Annotated in this window: 15 protein-coding genes; 13 read left to right on the top strand and 2 right to left on the bottom strand. The window is 64.6% G+C overall.

Annotated elements, in window-relative coordinates:
- Positions 1 to 6 precede the first annotated feature (6 nt).
- Positions 7 to 348, bottom strand: a complete 342-nt coding sequence (locus tag JL811_RS12370; RefSeq protein WP_202689013.1) for a DUF2794 domain-containing protein — start codon at positions 346 to 348, stop codon at positions 7 to 9.
- A 512-nt stretch (positions 349 to 860) separates the two neighbouring features.
- On the opposite strand from JL811_RS12370, the gene JL811_RS12375 reads away from it, so the two are divergent.
- Positions 861 to 1,331, top strand: a complete 471-nt coding sequence (locus JL811_RS12375; RefSeq protein ID WP_202689014.1) for a DUF1203 domain-containing protein — start codon at positions 861 to 863, stop codon at positions 1,329 to 1,331.
- A gap of 3 nt (positions 1,332 to 1,334) precedes the next feature.
- Here JL811_RS12375 and JL811_RS12380 read toward each other — a convergent pair whose 3' ends face one another.
- Positions 1,335 to 2,324, bottom strand: a complete 990-nt coding sequence (locus JL811_RS12380) for an asparaginase (protein ID WP_202689015.1) — start codon at positions 2,322 to 2,324, stop codon at positions 1,335 to 1,337.
- A 203-nt stretch (positions 2,325 to 2,527) separates the two neighbouring features.
- Here JL811_RS12380 and JL811_RS12385 point away from each other — a divergent pair, with 203 nt between their 5' ends.
- From JL811_RS12385 to JL811_RS12440, 12 genes are all read left to right on the top strand, one after another.
- Entirely contained in the window at positions 2,528 to 3,052 is a 525-nt protein-coding gene (locus JL811_RS12385; RefSeq protein WP_237684955.1) for an invasion associated locus B family protein, read from the top strand.
- 176 nt (positions 3,053 to 3,228) lie between these two features.
- Positions 3,229 to 4,443 (top strand): dual-specificity RNA methyltransferase RlmN, encoded by a 1,215-nt coding sequence (rlmN, locus tag JL811_RS12390; RefSeq protein ID WP_202689016.1) that lies wholly within the window; start codon positions 3,229 to 3,231, stop codon positions 4,441 to 4,443.
- Positions 4,444 to 4,524: 81 nt separating this feature from the next.
- Positions 4,525 to 5,715 carry a winged helix-turn-helix domain-containing protein gene (locus JL811_RS12395; RefSeq protein ID WP_202689017.1) on the top strand — a complete coding sequence of 397 codons (1,191 nt, stop codon included), beginning with the start codon at positions 4,525 to 4,527 and terminating at the stop codon, positions 5,713 to 5,715.
- 68 nt (positions 5,716 to 5,783) lie between these two features.
- Positions 5,784 to 6,725, top strand: coding sequence for an AEC family transporter (locus JL811_RS12400; RefSeq protein ID WP_202689018.1), 942 nt, complete (start codon positions 5,784 to 5,786; stop codon positions 6,723 to 6,725).
- Positions 6,726 to 6,728: 3 nt separating this feature from the next.
- Positions 6,729 to 7,421: a nitroreductase family protein gene (locus JL811_RS12405; RefSeq protein ID WP_202689019.1), complete on the top strand. Its 693-nt coding sequence runs from the start codon at positions 6,729 to 6,731 to the stop codon at positions 7,419 to 7,421.
- Positions 7,418 to 8,248 carry an S-formylglutathione hydrolase gene (gene fghA, locus JL811_RS12410; protein WP_202689020.1) on the top strand — a complete coding sequence of 277 codons (831 nt, stop codon included), beginning with the start codon at positions 7,418 to 7,420 and terminating at the stop codon, positions 8,246 to 8,248. The genes JL811_RS12405 and fghA overlap by 4 nt, the downstream gene beginning before the upstream one ends.
- 36 nt (positions 8,249 to 8,284) lie before the next feature.
- Complete coding sequence (locus JL811_RS12415; RefSeq protein ID WP_202689021.1) at positions 8,285 to 8,737, top strand: YaiI/YqxD family protein; 453 nt, start codon at positions 8,285 to 8,287, stop codon at positions 8,735 to 8,737.
- Between the two features lie 75 nt (positions 8,738 to 8,812).
- Positions 8,813 to 9,898, top strand: a complete 1,086-nt coding sequence (locus JL811_RS12420; protein WP_237684956.1) for a DMT family transporter — start codon at positions 8,813 to 8,815, stop codon at positions 9,896 to 9,898.
- A gap of 51 nt (positions 9,899 to 9,949) precedes the next feature.
- Entirely contained in the window at positions 9,950 to 10,573 is a 624-nt protein-coding gene (locus JL811_RS12425) for an HAD family hydrolase (protein ID WP_202689022.1), read from the top strand.
- Positions 10,570 to 11,487 (top strand): ornithine cyclodeaminase family protein, encoded by a 918-nt coding sequence (locus JL811_RS12430; protein ID WP_202689023.1) that lies wholly within the window; start codon positions 10,570 to 10,572, stop codon positions 11,485 to 11,487. The genes JL811_RS12425 and JL811_RS12430 overlap by 4 nt, the downstream gene beginning before the upstream one ends.
- A gap of 128 nt (positions 11,488 to 11,615) precedes the next feature.
- Positions 11,616 to 12,887, top strand: a complete 1,272-nt coding sequence (locus tag JL811_RS12435) for a lytic murein transglycosylase (protein WP_202689024.1) — start codon at positions 11,616 to 11,618, stop codon at positions 12,885 to 12,887.
- Positions 12,888 to 13,001: 114 nt separating this feature from the next.
- Positions 13,002 to 13,790 (top strand): HpcH/HpaI aldolase family protein, encoded by a 789-nt coding sequence (locus tag JL811_RS12440; protein WP_202689025.1) that lies wholly within the window; start codon positions 13,002 to 13,004, stop codon positions 13,788 to 13,790.
- The last annotated feature ends 1 nt before the right edge of the window (position 13,791 follow it).

A 13,791-nucleotide genomic window follows, 5' to 3' on the forward strand; every position in this document is an offset into this window, starting at 1 on the left:
CGGCGGTCAATCCACCGGGCGGATCAGCTTGCGCTCCAGCACGCGCAGCACAGCCGCAAGGTCATGCCCGCGCCGCAGCACCTGTCCCTCCATGCCGACCACGGCATAGATGCCCTGCCGGTTGCGCAGTTTCGGGCGCTTTTCGATCCGGTAAAGCGGGGTTTCGGCGGTGCGCCGGAAGACCGAGAAGACCGCCAGATCCTGCAGGCTGGAGATGCCGTAATCGCGCCATTCGCCCATGGCGACCATCCGGCCATAAAGCGACAGGATCACCCCCAGTTCCTTCCGGTCGAAACTGACCTGATCGGTATAGGGGGCGGTGAAAGGGGTTGGGGAATTTGCAGTCATCGGCAAATGATTACGCCAGTTGACCGGCAAATCAAGCACCCGCTTGCGCCGGAACGCCAAAGTTTGCGGTGAAAATCTTCTCCGACGGTCTGCCAGAAACCCGGCCCTGATTGCAGATCCGGGCCCCGGCCATACCGCAGCGCGCCGCCAAAGCGCCCCGCAATGACCCCGCCCGCGCCGTCATCCGGCCCCGTTGCTGCCGCTTTCACAGGTCAGAAATACCCTCATAGCGAAGACGGTCAGCACGGTGATCCGGGCTTTTTCATGCCCCCACCCAGTCCGGATTGCCGGGCCGATCCGCTATGCTCTCAAGACGCCGCCGGTCCCGAAAGGGGCTGGCGGCGATGTTGGTTGAGGGCCGCAGATGCAGAACGCTTTCCTGCCGGTCAAACCCGGGGCCGAAGCCGCCGGACCTGAATGGTGCTGCGCAGGCTTTGCGCAGGTTCCGGGTCGCGGCGGGCAGGCGGATTGCGGCATTCCTTCCCCACCGACATGGCAGGGAGAGAACGAAGATGCAGACAATCCGTTTCAGCGCATTGGACAGTGATCTTGTGGCAGGGCTGCGCGCAGGCAGGCCCGATGCCTATGGCATGCGCGCCGAACGGGCGCGTGCGACGGGCCGGGGCAATCCCTGTCGTCATTGCCTGTCGGACATAGCCGACGGCCGCGATATGCTGATCCTAGCGCATCGGCCCTTTGGCGCGTTGCAGCCCTATGCCGAAACCGGGCCGATCTTTCTCTGCGCCGCGGCCTGCCCGCGCTGGTCGGGAACGGGCCTGCCGCCGATCCTGACGACAAGCGTGGATTACCTGCTGAAAGCCTATTGCGGGCGGGAGCGTATCGTCTATGGCACGGGCAGGGTGGTGCCGCGCGCCGAACTGGCGGAATACGCGGCAAGCCTGCTGGCGCGGCCCGAAATCGCCTTTGTCGATGTGCGTTCCGCCCGCAACAACTGTTTCCAGTGCCGTATCCTGCGCGGCTGAACCTCAGGCAAAGCCGGGGGCGGCGCGCAGGATGCCCGTCTCGATGCCCCGCCAGTTTTTCTGTACGGCATTCAGCCGCTTGAGGGTGGCGGGGTGATCGGGGTCCAGCGCCCCCAGCCGCACCAGCAACGCGCAGATCGCGGCCTCGGCCCCCCGCGTGCCGCCATCGGTGATCTTCAGCGCAATGCCCTTTTTCTGTTCGGGCAGGATCGCTATGAACACGGCCTCGGCCCCGGTCTTGATGGTGACCCGGCCCTCCATCGCGCGCATCAGTTCGGTGCAGGCGCGTCCTTCACCGGCCACCAGATCGGGATGGCGGGCCATCGCCCGGGTCAGCCGATGGGCAGCTCGGTCACGGGCATCACCATCCTCACGCGCGGTGGCAAAGCGCGCCATCGCGCGGGCCAGTCCATGAACCGAGGTGGCGAAATTCGGCGCGGAACAGCCGTCGATGCCGAAACCGGGGCTGGTCTCCTCGGTCACTTCCTCAAAGGCGGTGCGGATCGCGCCCTGCAACGGATGGGCCGGGTCGACATAGTCGGCATCGCCGCCGATATGGCGGTTCATCATCACGAAACCGGCATGTTTGCCGGAACAGTTGTTGTGCAACTGGCAGGGGCTTTCCCCTGCACGGATCAGGCGCTCACGCTCCTCTCTGTCGGACGGCTCATGCGCGCCGCAGCGCAGATCGGATTCGGACAGGCCCAGATCGGACAGCCAGCGCGCCACCTTGCCGGTATGGAGTGCCGCCCCCTGATGGCTGGCACAGGCAAGGGCCAGCTGGTCATCCCGCAAATCCGCGCCTGCGCCGCTTTCCATCAGGGGCAGCGCCTGCAGCATCTTGCAGGAGGATCGCGGAAAGATCACCGCCTGCGGGTCGCCCCAGGCCGCCTCGATCCCGCCATCCGCGCCGCAGATCACCGCATGGCCCAGATGGGTGCTTTCCAGCATCCCGCCACGCCAGAGTTCCGCCATTGCCACCGGTGCTGTCATCTCGGGTCCTCCGTTCCGCCTCGCAGGGTCTGCACATCCTCTCACGGATGCGCGATTTTATGCCCATGGGGCTTTCGCCGCAGGGCCGTTTTGCGCTATGGAGCAGATATCGAGTTGAACGGTCCCGCGCTACTGGAAAAACCGGCATCGCAAGCCTGGTGGTCGGGGATTGAGGCAAGGGACAGCTGGAGGCTGTGAACGATATGAAACTTCGCATGATAGCGGCACTGTGCGCAGGGTATATGGCCCTTGGCGTGACGACAGCCCAGGCGCAACAGGAAACCGAATGCGTTTCCGCCCAGACAGACTGGAGTGTCTGTGTCTGGAACGAGCCGAAGGAATGCTGGGGTGTTTCCAAACCCAAGGAAACCGTGAACACGCGCGACGGTCAGGCCGTTTCGGTGCGGCGCGGCGATATCCTGATGTTTGTGACCTTCCGCCCCGGTGCCGGCGCGCGGGGTGAGATTTCCTTTACCGGCGGCTATCCTTTCGCGCCCGGATCGACGGTGAATGTCGATATTGGCGGCACGGCGTTTGATCTGTTCTCGGATGGGGAATGGGCCTGGCCCGCGAATGCCAATGACGACAATGCGCTGCTGACCGCGATGAAGCGGGGCGCGCAGGCTGTCGTGACCGCGCGTTCGGCGCGCGGCACCCAGACGCGGGATACATTCTCGCTTCAGGGCTTTACCGCCGCGATGACCGAGGCCGAGAACCGCTGCAAGTAGGTCGGTTTGCCCTGAAATTCCGCAGCGCCCCGGTTGGTCCGGGGCGTTTTGCATTGAAACATTCCGTTTTGCCCCCCGATCCGCTATAGGATCCCCTTGCCGCCCCAAGCCGATCCCAACGTGCCGATCCCCCGCCGCCAATCCCCCGCCGCCGAACTTTGTCAGGAACCGAGCCGATGACTGCCCCCGCTCCGAACAGTGCCTCGAATACCGCCCCGATCACGCAGGATGTGCTGACGATTCCGCGCAAGCTGCCCGAGACGGGGCTCATCAATATCGTAGGCCTGACCCGCGACCAGTTGCGCGCGGCGCTGATTGCGGCGGGAACGCCTGAACGGCAGGCAAAGATGCGGCTGGGGCAGATCTGGCAATGGGTCTATCATTGGGGCGTGCGCGATTTTGCGACGATGACCAATCTTGCCAAGGACTATCGCGCCCTGCTGGCCGAAAAGTTCGAAATCGCGCTGCCCGAACTGGTCACCCGGCAGGTCTCGGCGGATGGCACGCGGAAATACCTGATCCGCATCGCGGGCGGGCATGAGGTCGAGGTTGTCTATATCCCCGAGGAGGGGCGAGGAACGCTGTGTGTCTCCAGTCAGGTCGGCTGCACGCTGACCTGTTCCTTCTGCCATACCGGCACGCAGAAACTGGTGCGCAACCTGACAGCAGGTGAGATCGTGGGGCAGGTGATGCTGGCGCGCGACGATCTGGGCGAATGGCCGGAACCGGGGCAGGGCAGCATCGCCGAGCGGCGGATTTCCAATGTCGTGCTGATGGGCATGGGCGAGCCGCTCTATAATTTCGACAATGTGCGCGACGCGATGAAGGTGGTGATGGATGGCGAGGGCATCAGCCTGTCACGCCGCCGGATCACCCTTTCGACCAGCGGTGTCGTGCCCGAAATTGCCCGCACCGCCGAGGAAATCGGCTGTCTGCTGGCGGTCAGCTTCCACGCCACCACCGATGAGGTCCGCGACCGTCTGGTGCCGATCAACAAGCGCTGGAATATCGAAACCCTGCTGGGTGCGCTGCGCGACTATCCGCGTCTGTCGAATTCCGAACGCATCACCTTTGAATATGTCATGCTCAAGGATGTGAATGACAGCGATGCCGATGCGCGGCGGCTGGTCAAGCTGATCGCGGGGATCCCGGCCAAGATCAACCTCATTCCGTTCAATGAATGGCCCGGCGCGCCCTATCAGCGGTCGGACTGGGAGCGGATCGAGGCCTTTGCCGATATCGTCTACAAGGCAGGTTATGCCAGTCCCATCCGCACCCCCCGGGGCGAGGATATCATGGCCGCTTGCGGGCAGTTGAAATCCGCGACCGAACGCGCCCGCAAAAGCCGGGCGGTGATCGCTGCCGAGGCAGGATTGGGCGGCGCGGCCTGATCCTGGCTTGACCGCCCCGGATGCGGGCAGCGGCTGCCGCTTCCCGTTGACGCCGCCGTGCCAAAGCGCCACGGTCGGCCCATGCGCCCCGTCCTTGCCAACCGCCCCGCCCGCCATCTGTTCCTGCACCGCCACGCCCTGTCCGAACGCCCGACAGGCCCGGCCAAGGGGCAGGCGCTGGCCGATCTGATCGACCGGATCGGGTTCGTTCAGGTCGATAGCATCAACACGGTTGAACGCGCGCATCACATGATCCTGTTCGCGCGGCGGCAAAGCTATCGTCCCGAGGCGCTGAAACGGCTGATGGAGCGGGACCGCGCGCTGTTCGAACACTGGACGCATGATGCCTCCATCCTGCCCGTCGCGTTGTTTCCGCAGTGGCGGCACCGCTTTGCCCATAATGCCGAACGGTTGCAGCAGAACCGGCACCGCTGGTTCGATGATGGCTATGAGACCCAGTTCGACACCATCCTGCGCCGGATCGAGGCTGAGGGGCCCGTCACCAGTTCCGATGTCGGCGAGGGGGAGGCGCGCAGCAAGGGCGGCTGGTGGGAATGGCATCCCTCCAAGACCGCGCTCGAATGGCTTTGGCGGACGGGTGTTCTGTCGGTGCGGGGGCGCGCGGGGTTTCAGAAGGTCTATGACCTGACCGAACGGGTGATCCCGGCGGCGCATCTGGGCCCGGCCCCGGATGCGGGCGCGCATCTGGACTGGGCCTGCAATTCGGCACTGGACCGGCTGGGCTTTGCCACGGCGGGGGAGATCGCGGCCTATTGGGCGGCGGTGAAGCCTGCCGAGGCAAAGATCTGGGCCGAGGCCGCACTGGCACGCGGAGAGGTGATCGAGGTCGATGTCGCGGGTGCCGACGGAGCGTTGCGGCGCAGCTATGCCCGGCCCGATGTGCTGGATCCGGTGCCCGAACCTCCGGGCATCCTGCGCATCCTGTCGCCGTTCGACCCGGCGCTGCGCGACCGCAACCGGGCCGAGCGATTGTTCGGTTTTCACTATAGGATCGAGGTTTTCGTGCCCGAGGCACAGCGGAAATATGGCTATTATGTCTTTCCGGTCCTGGAAGGCGACCGCCTGATCGGGCGGCTGGACGCCAAGGCCTTCCGCGATGAGGGGATTATGCGGCTGCGCGCCTTCTGGCCCGAACCGGGCGTCGCGATGGGCAAGGCCCGGCTGGCGCGGCTTGACGGCGCGCTGGAACGGCTTGCCCGGTTTTCGGGCTGCGACCGGCTGGAACGGGCATCGGACTGGCTGCGCGGCTGATGCTGCGGCGGCTTGCATCTGCGCCTTGGGCGTGAAACCGTGGCGCGTCGTCCCGTGAAAGCCCCCTGATGCTGCCGATCCTGTTCAAGACGCTGCCCTTTTTCGCGCTGATGGGGCTTGGATATCTTGCTGGCCGGACCCGCTTTTTCACCGAAGAGGCGACGGCTTGGCTGACGAAATTCGTTTTCTACTTCGCGCTTTCGGCGATGATCTTCCGCTTCGCGGCCAATCTGTCGCTGGGGGAGGTTTATTCGAACGAATTTCTGCTGGCCTATCTTTTCGGATGTGCGCTGGTCTATGCGCTCGCCGTGGGCGTGGCGCTGTGGCGGCGGGTGCGCATCGAAGAGGCTGCGATTGAAGGGCAATGCGCGGTCATCGGCAATACCGGCTTTCTGGGCGCGCCGATGCTGGTCGTTCTTTTGGGGCCGCAGGCGGCGGGGCCGGTCCTGATGATGCTGGCCATCGACCTGATCGTTTTCTCGACCCTTGTGACCTTTATCATCACCGGATCGCGTCAGGGCCGGATGAGCCTTGGCATCTTCAAGGTTCTGGCGCTGGGATTGCTGAAAAACCCGATGATCGTGTCCATGTCGCTGGGGCTGGCATGGTCGGCAACCGGCTTTGCCGTGCCGGTTCCGGTCAATGATTTTCTGGCGCTTCTGGGGGGTGCGGCAACTCCGGGCGCGCTCTTTGCCATCGGCGCCTCGCTGGCCTTCAAATCGGCAGAGCGTATGGGCGTCGCGGGCTGGCTGAGTTTCTGCAAGCTGGTGCTACATCCGCTGGCGGTGGCGGTGGGGGCCTTGTGGCTGTTCGATGTGGAGCCACAGGCGGCAGCGGTGATGATCGCGGCGGCAAGCCTGCCGGTGGCGGGCAATACCTATATCCTTGCGCAACATTTCGGGGTGGCCCCGCAACGGGTTTCGACCTCGATCCTGATTTCGACCGCGTTCAGCATCGTCACGGTGACGCTGGTGATCGCCCTTGTCACCCCCTTGATGGGAGGGATCTAGGCGATGGAAAAACCTGTCTATGAGGCGCTGCCCCTGCCGGACCGGCGCGAATTGACCGAAGCACAGATGGCGGATGCGGCCGGGGCCTTTCTGGCGCTGATGCGCCAGCGCCATTCGGTGCGCGATTACAGCGACCGGCCCGTGCCACGCGGCGTGATCGAAACCTGCATTGCGGCGGCGGGCACCGCACCGTCGGGGGCAAACCAGCAGCCCTGGCATTTCGTGGCCATTGCCGACCCGGCAATGAAGGCCGAAATCCGCGCCGCCGCCGAAGAGGAGGAACGTGCCTTCTATGACGGGGGCGGGGGCGATGAATGGCTGGCCGCGCTGGAACCCATCGGCACCGATGCCAGCAAGCCGCATCTGACGGTCGCCCCCTGGCTGATCGTGATCTTCGCGCAGCGCTGGGGGATGCGGGACGGGCAGCGGATCAAGCATTACTATGTGCCCGAAAGTGTGGGCATCGCGACGGGGATGCTGATTACGGCCCTGCATCATGCCGGGCTGTCCTGTCTGACCCATACGCCCAACCCGATGAAATTCCTCAATTCCCTATGCGGACGCCCCGAGAATGAAAAACCGGTGATGATCCTTGTCGTCGGCCATCCGGCCCCGTCCGCGACCGTTCCGGCAGTAGCCAAGAAAAAGAAGCCGCTGACCGGGATCCTGACCGTCCGAGAAGGAGAAACCGAATGAAAACCGTATCCGAAAGCCGCGCCTTTGGCGGTGTGCAGGGCGTCTACAGCCACGCTTCCGAGGTGACGGGCTGCGAAATGACCTTTGGCCTTTTCCTGCCCGAACAGGCGGAAAGCGAACCGGTGCCGCTGTTGTGGTATCTGTCGGGCCTGACCTGCACGCATGAAAACGCGATGGTCAAATCAGGCGCGCAGGCATGGGCCGCGCAGCACGGTCTGGCGCTGGTCTTTCCCGATACCTCGCCCCGCGGTGAAGGCGTGGCGAATGATGATGCCTTTGATCTGGGACAGGGCGCGGGCTTTTATGTCAATGCGACCGAGAAGCCCTGGGCCCCGCATTTCCGGATGTGGGACTATGTGACCGAGGAATTGCCGCATCTTCTGTTCAGCGCCTTCCCGCTTGAGGAAGAGCGTCAGGGGATCACCGGCCATTCGATGGGCGGCCATGGCGCGCTGACGATTGCCATGAGCTTTCCGGGACGCTTCCGTTCGGTTTCCGCCTTGGCGCCGATTGCGCATCCCTCGGCCTCGGATTGGGGGCGCAAGCAGTTCACTGCCTATCTGGGCGGGGATGAGGCGAAATGGGCCGGCCATGATGCGACGCTTCTGATGCGCAAGCGTGGATTCGACGGGCCGATCCTGATTGATCAGGGGGCCTCGGACCAGTTTCTGGACCTTTTGAAGCCCGAAGCGCTGGCCGAGGCGATGGCGGCGCGGCGGCAGAATGCGATCTTCCGGATGCAGAAAGGCTATGACCACAGCTATTTCTTCGTGTCGTCCTTCATGGAGGAACATGTCGCCTTCCACGCCGCGGCGCTTTATGACTGATCCGCGCCTGCGACTGCGCCATCGGAAAGGGCTGGCATGACAGTGCTTTACATCGACGCCGATGCCTGCCCGGTCAAGGCCGAGGCCGAACGGGTGGCGATCCGGCACGGGGTGGAAATGGTGCTGGTCTCGAATGGCGGTATCCGTCCCCCGGCGCATCCGCTGGTCCGGTCGGTCTTTGTCTCTGACGGGCCGGATGAGGCCGATAAATGGATCGCGGCCGAGGCCGGGCCGGGTGACGTCGTGGTGACGGGGGATATTCCGCTGGCCGCGCGCTGTATCGAGGGCGGCGCGATGGTTCTGCGCCATGACGGCAGCGAGCTTCATTCCCGCAATATCGGGCAGGTGCTGGCGACCCGCGATCTGATGGCTGATCTGCGCAGTGCCGATCCGTTCCGGCAGGGCGGGGGCAAGCCCTATTCCAAGGCTGATCGTTCCCGCTTTCTTGAGGCGCTGGAACGGGTGATGCGAAAGGCCAAGGCGGGATGAAGCAACGGGCAGGACAGAACAGCGCATGTCGCGAACAGGCGGGACAGCGCCCCCTGCTGCGGGATTGATGGCCTCATGTCCATTCTACCTGCCCCCGAAACCCTGCCGCAGCCTTCCAGTCAGACGGGCACGCAACCCGGAACCCCCGCCGAGAATGCGCTGGACCTTGCGGTAGGCGATCTTGCCGCAGCCTCGGTCGCGGGGCTGGGCCCCGCTGCGGCCGATACAACCGCCGAAGCCGCCGCCCGCAGGCTTGTCGTTATCGGCATGGCCTCGGCCTTTGCCGCCGCGGTAATCTTTTCAGTCAATGATGCCTCGATCAAGTTCCTGTCCGGCGGCTATGCGCTGCATCAACTTGTGCTGATCCGCGCCATGTTCGGCTTGGGAATCATCGTTTTACTGCTGATGCCCTTTGCGGGCGGGCTGGGGCTGATGCGCACGCAAAAGCCCCTGCAGCAGATCGGGCGCGGCTGTCTGGTGATCGTCTCGAACCTGTGCTTCTTCCTTGGGCTGGCCGAATTGCAGATGGCCGAGGCGGTGGCGCTGTTCTTTGTCGCCCCCTTGCTGATTACCGCGCTTTCCGTGCCGCTGCTGGGGGAAAAGGTCGGGCCCCGCCGCTGGGCCGCCGTGGCAGTCGGGCTGGTGGGGGTGCTGGTGATGCTGCGCCCCGGCATGGGGTTGTTTCAGCCCGCGATGCTGTTTCCGGTGATCGCTGCGCTGTCCTATGCGCTGGTCCATATGATGACCCGGCGCATGGCCGCGACAGAATCCGCCGCCACGATGACCTTCTATGTGCAGCTTTGCTTTATCGTCGTGGCCGGGCTGATGGGCCTGACCGTGGGCGACGGGCGCCTTGATCCGGGGCCGGACAGTCCCTTTGGCTTCCTGTTGCGCGCCTGGGTCTGGCCGGATCCGGGCGATTGGCCGGTTCTGCTGTTGATTGGTATTGCCAGCACCGCAGGCGCCTATCTGATGGCGCAGGCCTACCGGCTTTGTGAGGCGGGTCTGGCCGCGCCTTTCGAATATGCCAACCTGCCCATGGCAATCCTGCTGGGGCTCTTGATCTTCGGCGAATGGCCCGATCTGGTGGCATGGGCCGGGATCTTCCTGATTGCAGGCTCGGGGCTTTACATGTTCTGGCGTGAAGCCCGCGCCACTTGAATTCCGCCGGTCGCTCGCCTTAGGGTGGTGCGCCAAAAGAGGAAAAGCGGAATGGTTCAACCACAGGCGGTAATTTTCGACATCGGCAACGTGCTGATCGAATGGCAGCCGGAGCGCTATTACGACAGCCGTCTGGGTGAGGCCGGACGGCGCGAATTGTTTGCCGCGGTCGATCTGCATGGCATGAATGACCGCATCGACGCAGGCGCGCGCTTTCGCGACACGGTCTATGACACGGCCGAGGATCACCCCCGCTGGGCCACGGAAATCCGCTGGTGGTTCGACCACTGGATTGATCTTGCCAGCCCTCGCATTGACCGTTCCATCCGTCTGATGCGGGCCTTGCGGCAGCGCGGCGTGCCGGTTTTCGCGCTGACGAACTTCGGCGATGACAGTTTCGCCTATGCCTGCACGCAATACCGCTTTCTGTCGGAATTTGACCGCGCCTATGTCTCGGGGCGGATGGCGGTCATAAAACCGGACCCTCGCATCTATGAAATGGTCGAACAGGATTGCGGTCTGCCGCCCGATGCGCTTCTCTTCACCGATGACAGGGCCGATAATATCGCTGCGGCCTCGGCACGGGGCTGGCAAGTGCATCATTTCAAGGGTGCCGATGGCTGGGCCGCAGCATTGGTCGCTGCGGGCCTTTTGACGGAAAGTGAGGCTGCATGACGATTGAGACCGTTCCCCCCGAGGCCGCAGGACTGCTGGACTGGCTGGCCTTGACCGAGGCGCTGGAGGCGGGCCATCTGCTGCCCCGGGCCGAGGTTGTGGACGGGCTTTTATATCGTGGTGGTGATACGCTTCTGAACCGCGCGGCCTGGATTGACGGGCTGGGCCAGCTGGTGAAATGCGCGACAATCTTTCCGGGCAATGCCGCGCAGGACATGCCCACGGTGAACGGGGCGGTGACGCTTTATTCCGACCGCACCGGCCAGCTTGAGGCGCTGCTGGATTTCCATCTGGTGACGCGCTGGAAAACCGCAGGCGACAGTCTTCTGTCCGCGCGCAGGCTGGCCCGGCCCGACAGCCGCAAATTCCTGCTGGTGGGCGCGGGCAATGTCGCCTCCTCCATGGTCTCGGCCTATGGCGCGGCCTTTCCCGATGCCGAATTCACCGTCTGGGCGCGCAGTCCGGCGGCGGCGGCGGATTTCGCCGCGCGCCATCCCGGCGTTGCCGTGGCCGCCGATCTGCAAGGGGCCATCGCGGCGGCGGATGTGATCTGCACCGCCACCATGGCGAAGGAACCGGTGATCCGGGGGGACTGGCTGCAACCGGGGCAGCATCTGGACCTGATCGGCGCCTATACACCCCATATGCGTGAGGTTGACGATACCGCGCTGCAACGGGGCCGGATCTTCGTCGATGCGCGGTCAACCACCATCCATCATATCGGTGAGCTGAAGATCCCGATCGCCGCAGGCGCGATTTCTGAGGCGGATGTGGTTGCCGATTTCTACGATATCGCCGCAGGCAATTTCACGCGCCGCAGCGATGCCGAGATCACCATCGCCAAGAATGGCGGCGGCGCGCATCTGGATCTGATGACCTCGGCCTATATCCTGAAGGCCTGGCGCGCGCGCTGACGGCGCGCGACGCGACCCGGCAAGGCGCTGCCGATCCCGCCATTGCGCGTGATCCTTGCTTTGCTGCGTGGCGGGCTTGGGCTATTCTGATGTCCGGGCAAGCCGATAACAAGAAACGGGCAGATGACATGACACGCAGAACGGGCCTTTGCGCCCTTGCCTTCACGCTATGCGCAGCGGCGCTTCCGGGGGGTGTTGCGGCCTTTCCGATGATGGTTCAACCGGGCAAGGGGACGGCGATGCCGGGACAGCCGCTGCTGGTGACCGAAGCTGCCCCTGATCAGGCGGCCTTTGGCCAATGGCTGCAGGGATTCCGCAGCCGCGCGCTGGCCGCAGGGATCACGGCCCCGGTGCTGGACCGGGTTCTGCCGGGCCTGACCTATCTGCCCGATGTGATCCGCCGCGACCGCAATCAAAGCGAATTCACCCGCACGATCTGGGATTATCTCGATACCGCCGTTTCCGAGGAACGGGTTGCGAATGGCCGCGCCGCCCTTGAACGTCACCGCGCCCTGCTGGACCGGATCGAGGCGCGCTATGGCGTCGAGAAAGAGGTGGTCGTCGCCGTCTGGGGACTGGAAACCGCCTATGGCACCTTCCGGGGCAGCACGGCCACGCTGGATGCGCTGGCGACCCTGGCCCATGACGGGCGGCGCGGCGCGTTCTTTGAGGCTGAACTCTTGAACGCGCTGCGCATCATAGCGGCAGGCGATGTCACCCCCGACCGCATGTTGGGAAGCTGGGCCGGGGCCATGGGGCATACCCAGTTCATGCCTTCCTCCTTCCTTGCGCTGGCGCAGGATTTCGACGGTGACGGGCGGCGCGATATCTGGGCCGATGATCCGGCCGACGGGCTGGCCTCGGCGGCGCATTACCTTGCCCATTACGGCTGGACGCGCGGTATGCCCTGGGGGGTTGAGGTAACCCTGCCGCAAAGTTTCGATTTCGAACAAAGCGGTGAACGGGTCCGCAAGCCGGTCGCGGACTGGCAGGCGATGGGGCTGCGCCGCGCCGATGGCGCGGATCTGCCCGATCATGGCGCGGCCTCGATCCTGCTGCCGGGCGGCGCGCGCGGAGCGGCCTTCCTGATCTTTTCCAACTTCCGGGTGATCGAGCGATACAATCCCGCTGATGCCTATGTCATCGCCATTGGCCATCTGGCCGACCGGATCGGGGGGGCAGGGCCGTTCCGTGCGTCTTGGCCGCGCGATGAGCGCGCGCTGACCCGGGATGAGCGGCTGGAACTTCAGGAAAAGCTGACCGGGGCGGGGTTCGACACCCAAGGCGTCGATGGTCGCATCGGCCCGAACACCATCGCCGCGATCCGCGCTTTTCAGAAATCCGAAGGGCTGACGCCTGATGGTTTCGCCGCACTTTCCGTGCTGGAACGCCTGCGCTGATCCTGCACCGCTTTTGGCCGTATCAGGGCTGTTGCACCATCCGGTTACCCGCTAACAAGGTGGCGGAGGGGCCGGCGCGCAGGGCGTTTGCGGCACAGTAAGGGAGAAAAGCGCATGAACCGTCTCAAGGCCGGAATGGCGCAGGGGGGCATGATCGCCGCCGCATGGGCGGGGCTCGGCAGTCCCGATGTGGCCGAAATCATGGTGCGGCATGGCTGGCGCACGATCATCATCGACGGCGAACACGGGCTGGGCGATCTGGAAACCTGGGTCCATATGGCCCGCGCGATCGAGGCTGCGGGCGGTGAGGTGATCCTGCGCATCCCCGACGGGCAGGACACGACGATCAAGAAGGCGCTGGATCGCGGGTTCCGCTCCTTCATCGTGCCGATGATCTCCAGCGCCGAACAGGCCCGGCAGGTCATAGCCTCGTTCCATTATCCGACCCGGGGACGCCGGGGCTATGCCGCGCCGGTGCTGCGCTGTTCTGATTGGGGATCGCGCCCTGATTACGCCCGCGATGAAGCCTCGGATGAGGTTTTCGTGATGCTGCAATGTGAAGATATCGGCGCGGTCGCGGCGCTTGAGGATATCGTCGCCGTGCCGGGCATCGGGGCGATCTTCCTCGGGCCGAACGATCTGGCCGCCACGGCGGGCCATCTGGAGCGGATGGACCATCCCGAGGTGCAGGCCCTGCTGCAGCGGGTGGAACAGGTCGTGACGGCGGCGGGCCTGCCCATGGCCACGGTGCGCGGCGGTGGTCGTGACTGGACCGATCTTGAGACGCGCGGCTTCCGGCTGGTCGCCGGGGTCACGGATATGGGCATGTTGCTGGACGGTATCCAGAACGCCCGTGCCGAGCTTGAAGGCCAAAGCGCAGCACCGACCCTGCCGCGCTACTGAC

The organism is Szabonella alba (assembly GCF_016765775.1).
In the GTDB taxonomy this organism is placed as follows: domain Bacteria; phylum Pseudomonadota; class Alphaproteobacteria; order Rhodobacterales; family Rhodobacteraceae; genus Szabonella; species Szabonella alba.

Excerpts from the sequence above, each read along its gene's own strand:
- JL811_RS12370 (WP_202689013.1), bottom strand. The coding sequence starts at position 348 with ATGACTGCAAATTCCCCAACCCCTTTCACCGCCCCCTATACCGATCAG.
- JL811_RS12375 (WP_202689014.1), top strand. The coding sequence starts at position 861 with ATGCAGACAATCCGTTTCAGCGCATTGGACAGTGATCTTGTGGCAGGG.
- JL811_RS12380 (WP_202689015.1), bottom strand. The coding sequence starts at position 2,324 with ATGACAGCACCGGTGGCAATGGCGGAACTCTGGCGTGGCGGGATGCTG.
- JL811_RS12385 (WP_237684955.1), top strand. The coding sequence starts at position 2,528 with ATGAAACTTCGCATGATAGCGGCACTGTGCGCAGGGTATATGGCCCTT.
- rlmN (WP_202689016.1), top strand. The coding sequence starts at position 3,229 with ATGACTGCCCCCGCTCCGAACAGTGCCTCGAATACCGCCCCGATCACG.
- JL811_RS12395 (WP_202689017.1), top strand. The coding sequence starts at position 4,525 with ATGCGCCCCGTCCTTGCCAACCGCCCCGCCCGCCATCTGTTCCTGCAC.
- JL811_RS12400 (WP_202689018.1), top strand. The coding sequence starts at position 5,784 with ATGCTGCCGATCCTGTTCAAGACGCTGCCCTTTTTCGCGCTGATGGGG.
- JL811_RS12405 (WP_202689019.1), top strand. The coding sequence starts at position 6,729 with ATGGAAAAACCTGTCTATGAGGCGCTGCCCCTGCCGGACCGGCGCGAA.
- fghA (WP_202689020.1), top strand. The coding sequence starts at position 7,418 with ATGAAAACCGTATCCGAAAGCCGCGCCTTTGGCGGTGTGCAGGGCGTC.
- JL811_RS12415 (WP_202689021.1), top strand. The coding sequence starts at position 8,285 with ATGACAGTGCTTTACATCGACGCCGATGCCTGCCCGGTCAAGGCCGAG.
- JL811_RS12420 (WP_237684956.1), top strand. The coding sequence starts at position 8,813 with ATGTCCATTCTACCTGCCCCCGAAACCCTGCCGCAGCCTTCCAGTCAG.
- JL811_RS12425 (WP_202689022.1), top strand. The coding sequence starts at position 9,950 with ATGGTTCAACCACAGGCGGTAATTTTCGACATCGGCAACGTGCTGATC.
- JL811_RS12430 (WP_202689023.1), top strand. The coding sequence starts at position 10,570 with ATGACGATTGAGACCGTTCCCCCCGAGGCCGCAGGACTGCTGGACTGG.
- JL811_RS12435 (WP_202689024.1), top strand. The coding sequence starts at position 11,616 with ATGACACGCAGAACGGGCCTTTGCGCCCTTGCCTTCACGCTATGCGCA.
- JL811_RS12440 (WP_202689025.1), top strand. The coding sequence starts at position 13,002 with ATGAACCGTCTCAAGGCCGGAATGGCGCAGGGGGGCATGATCGCCGCC.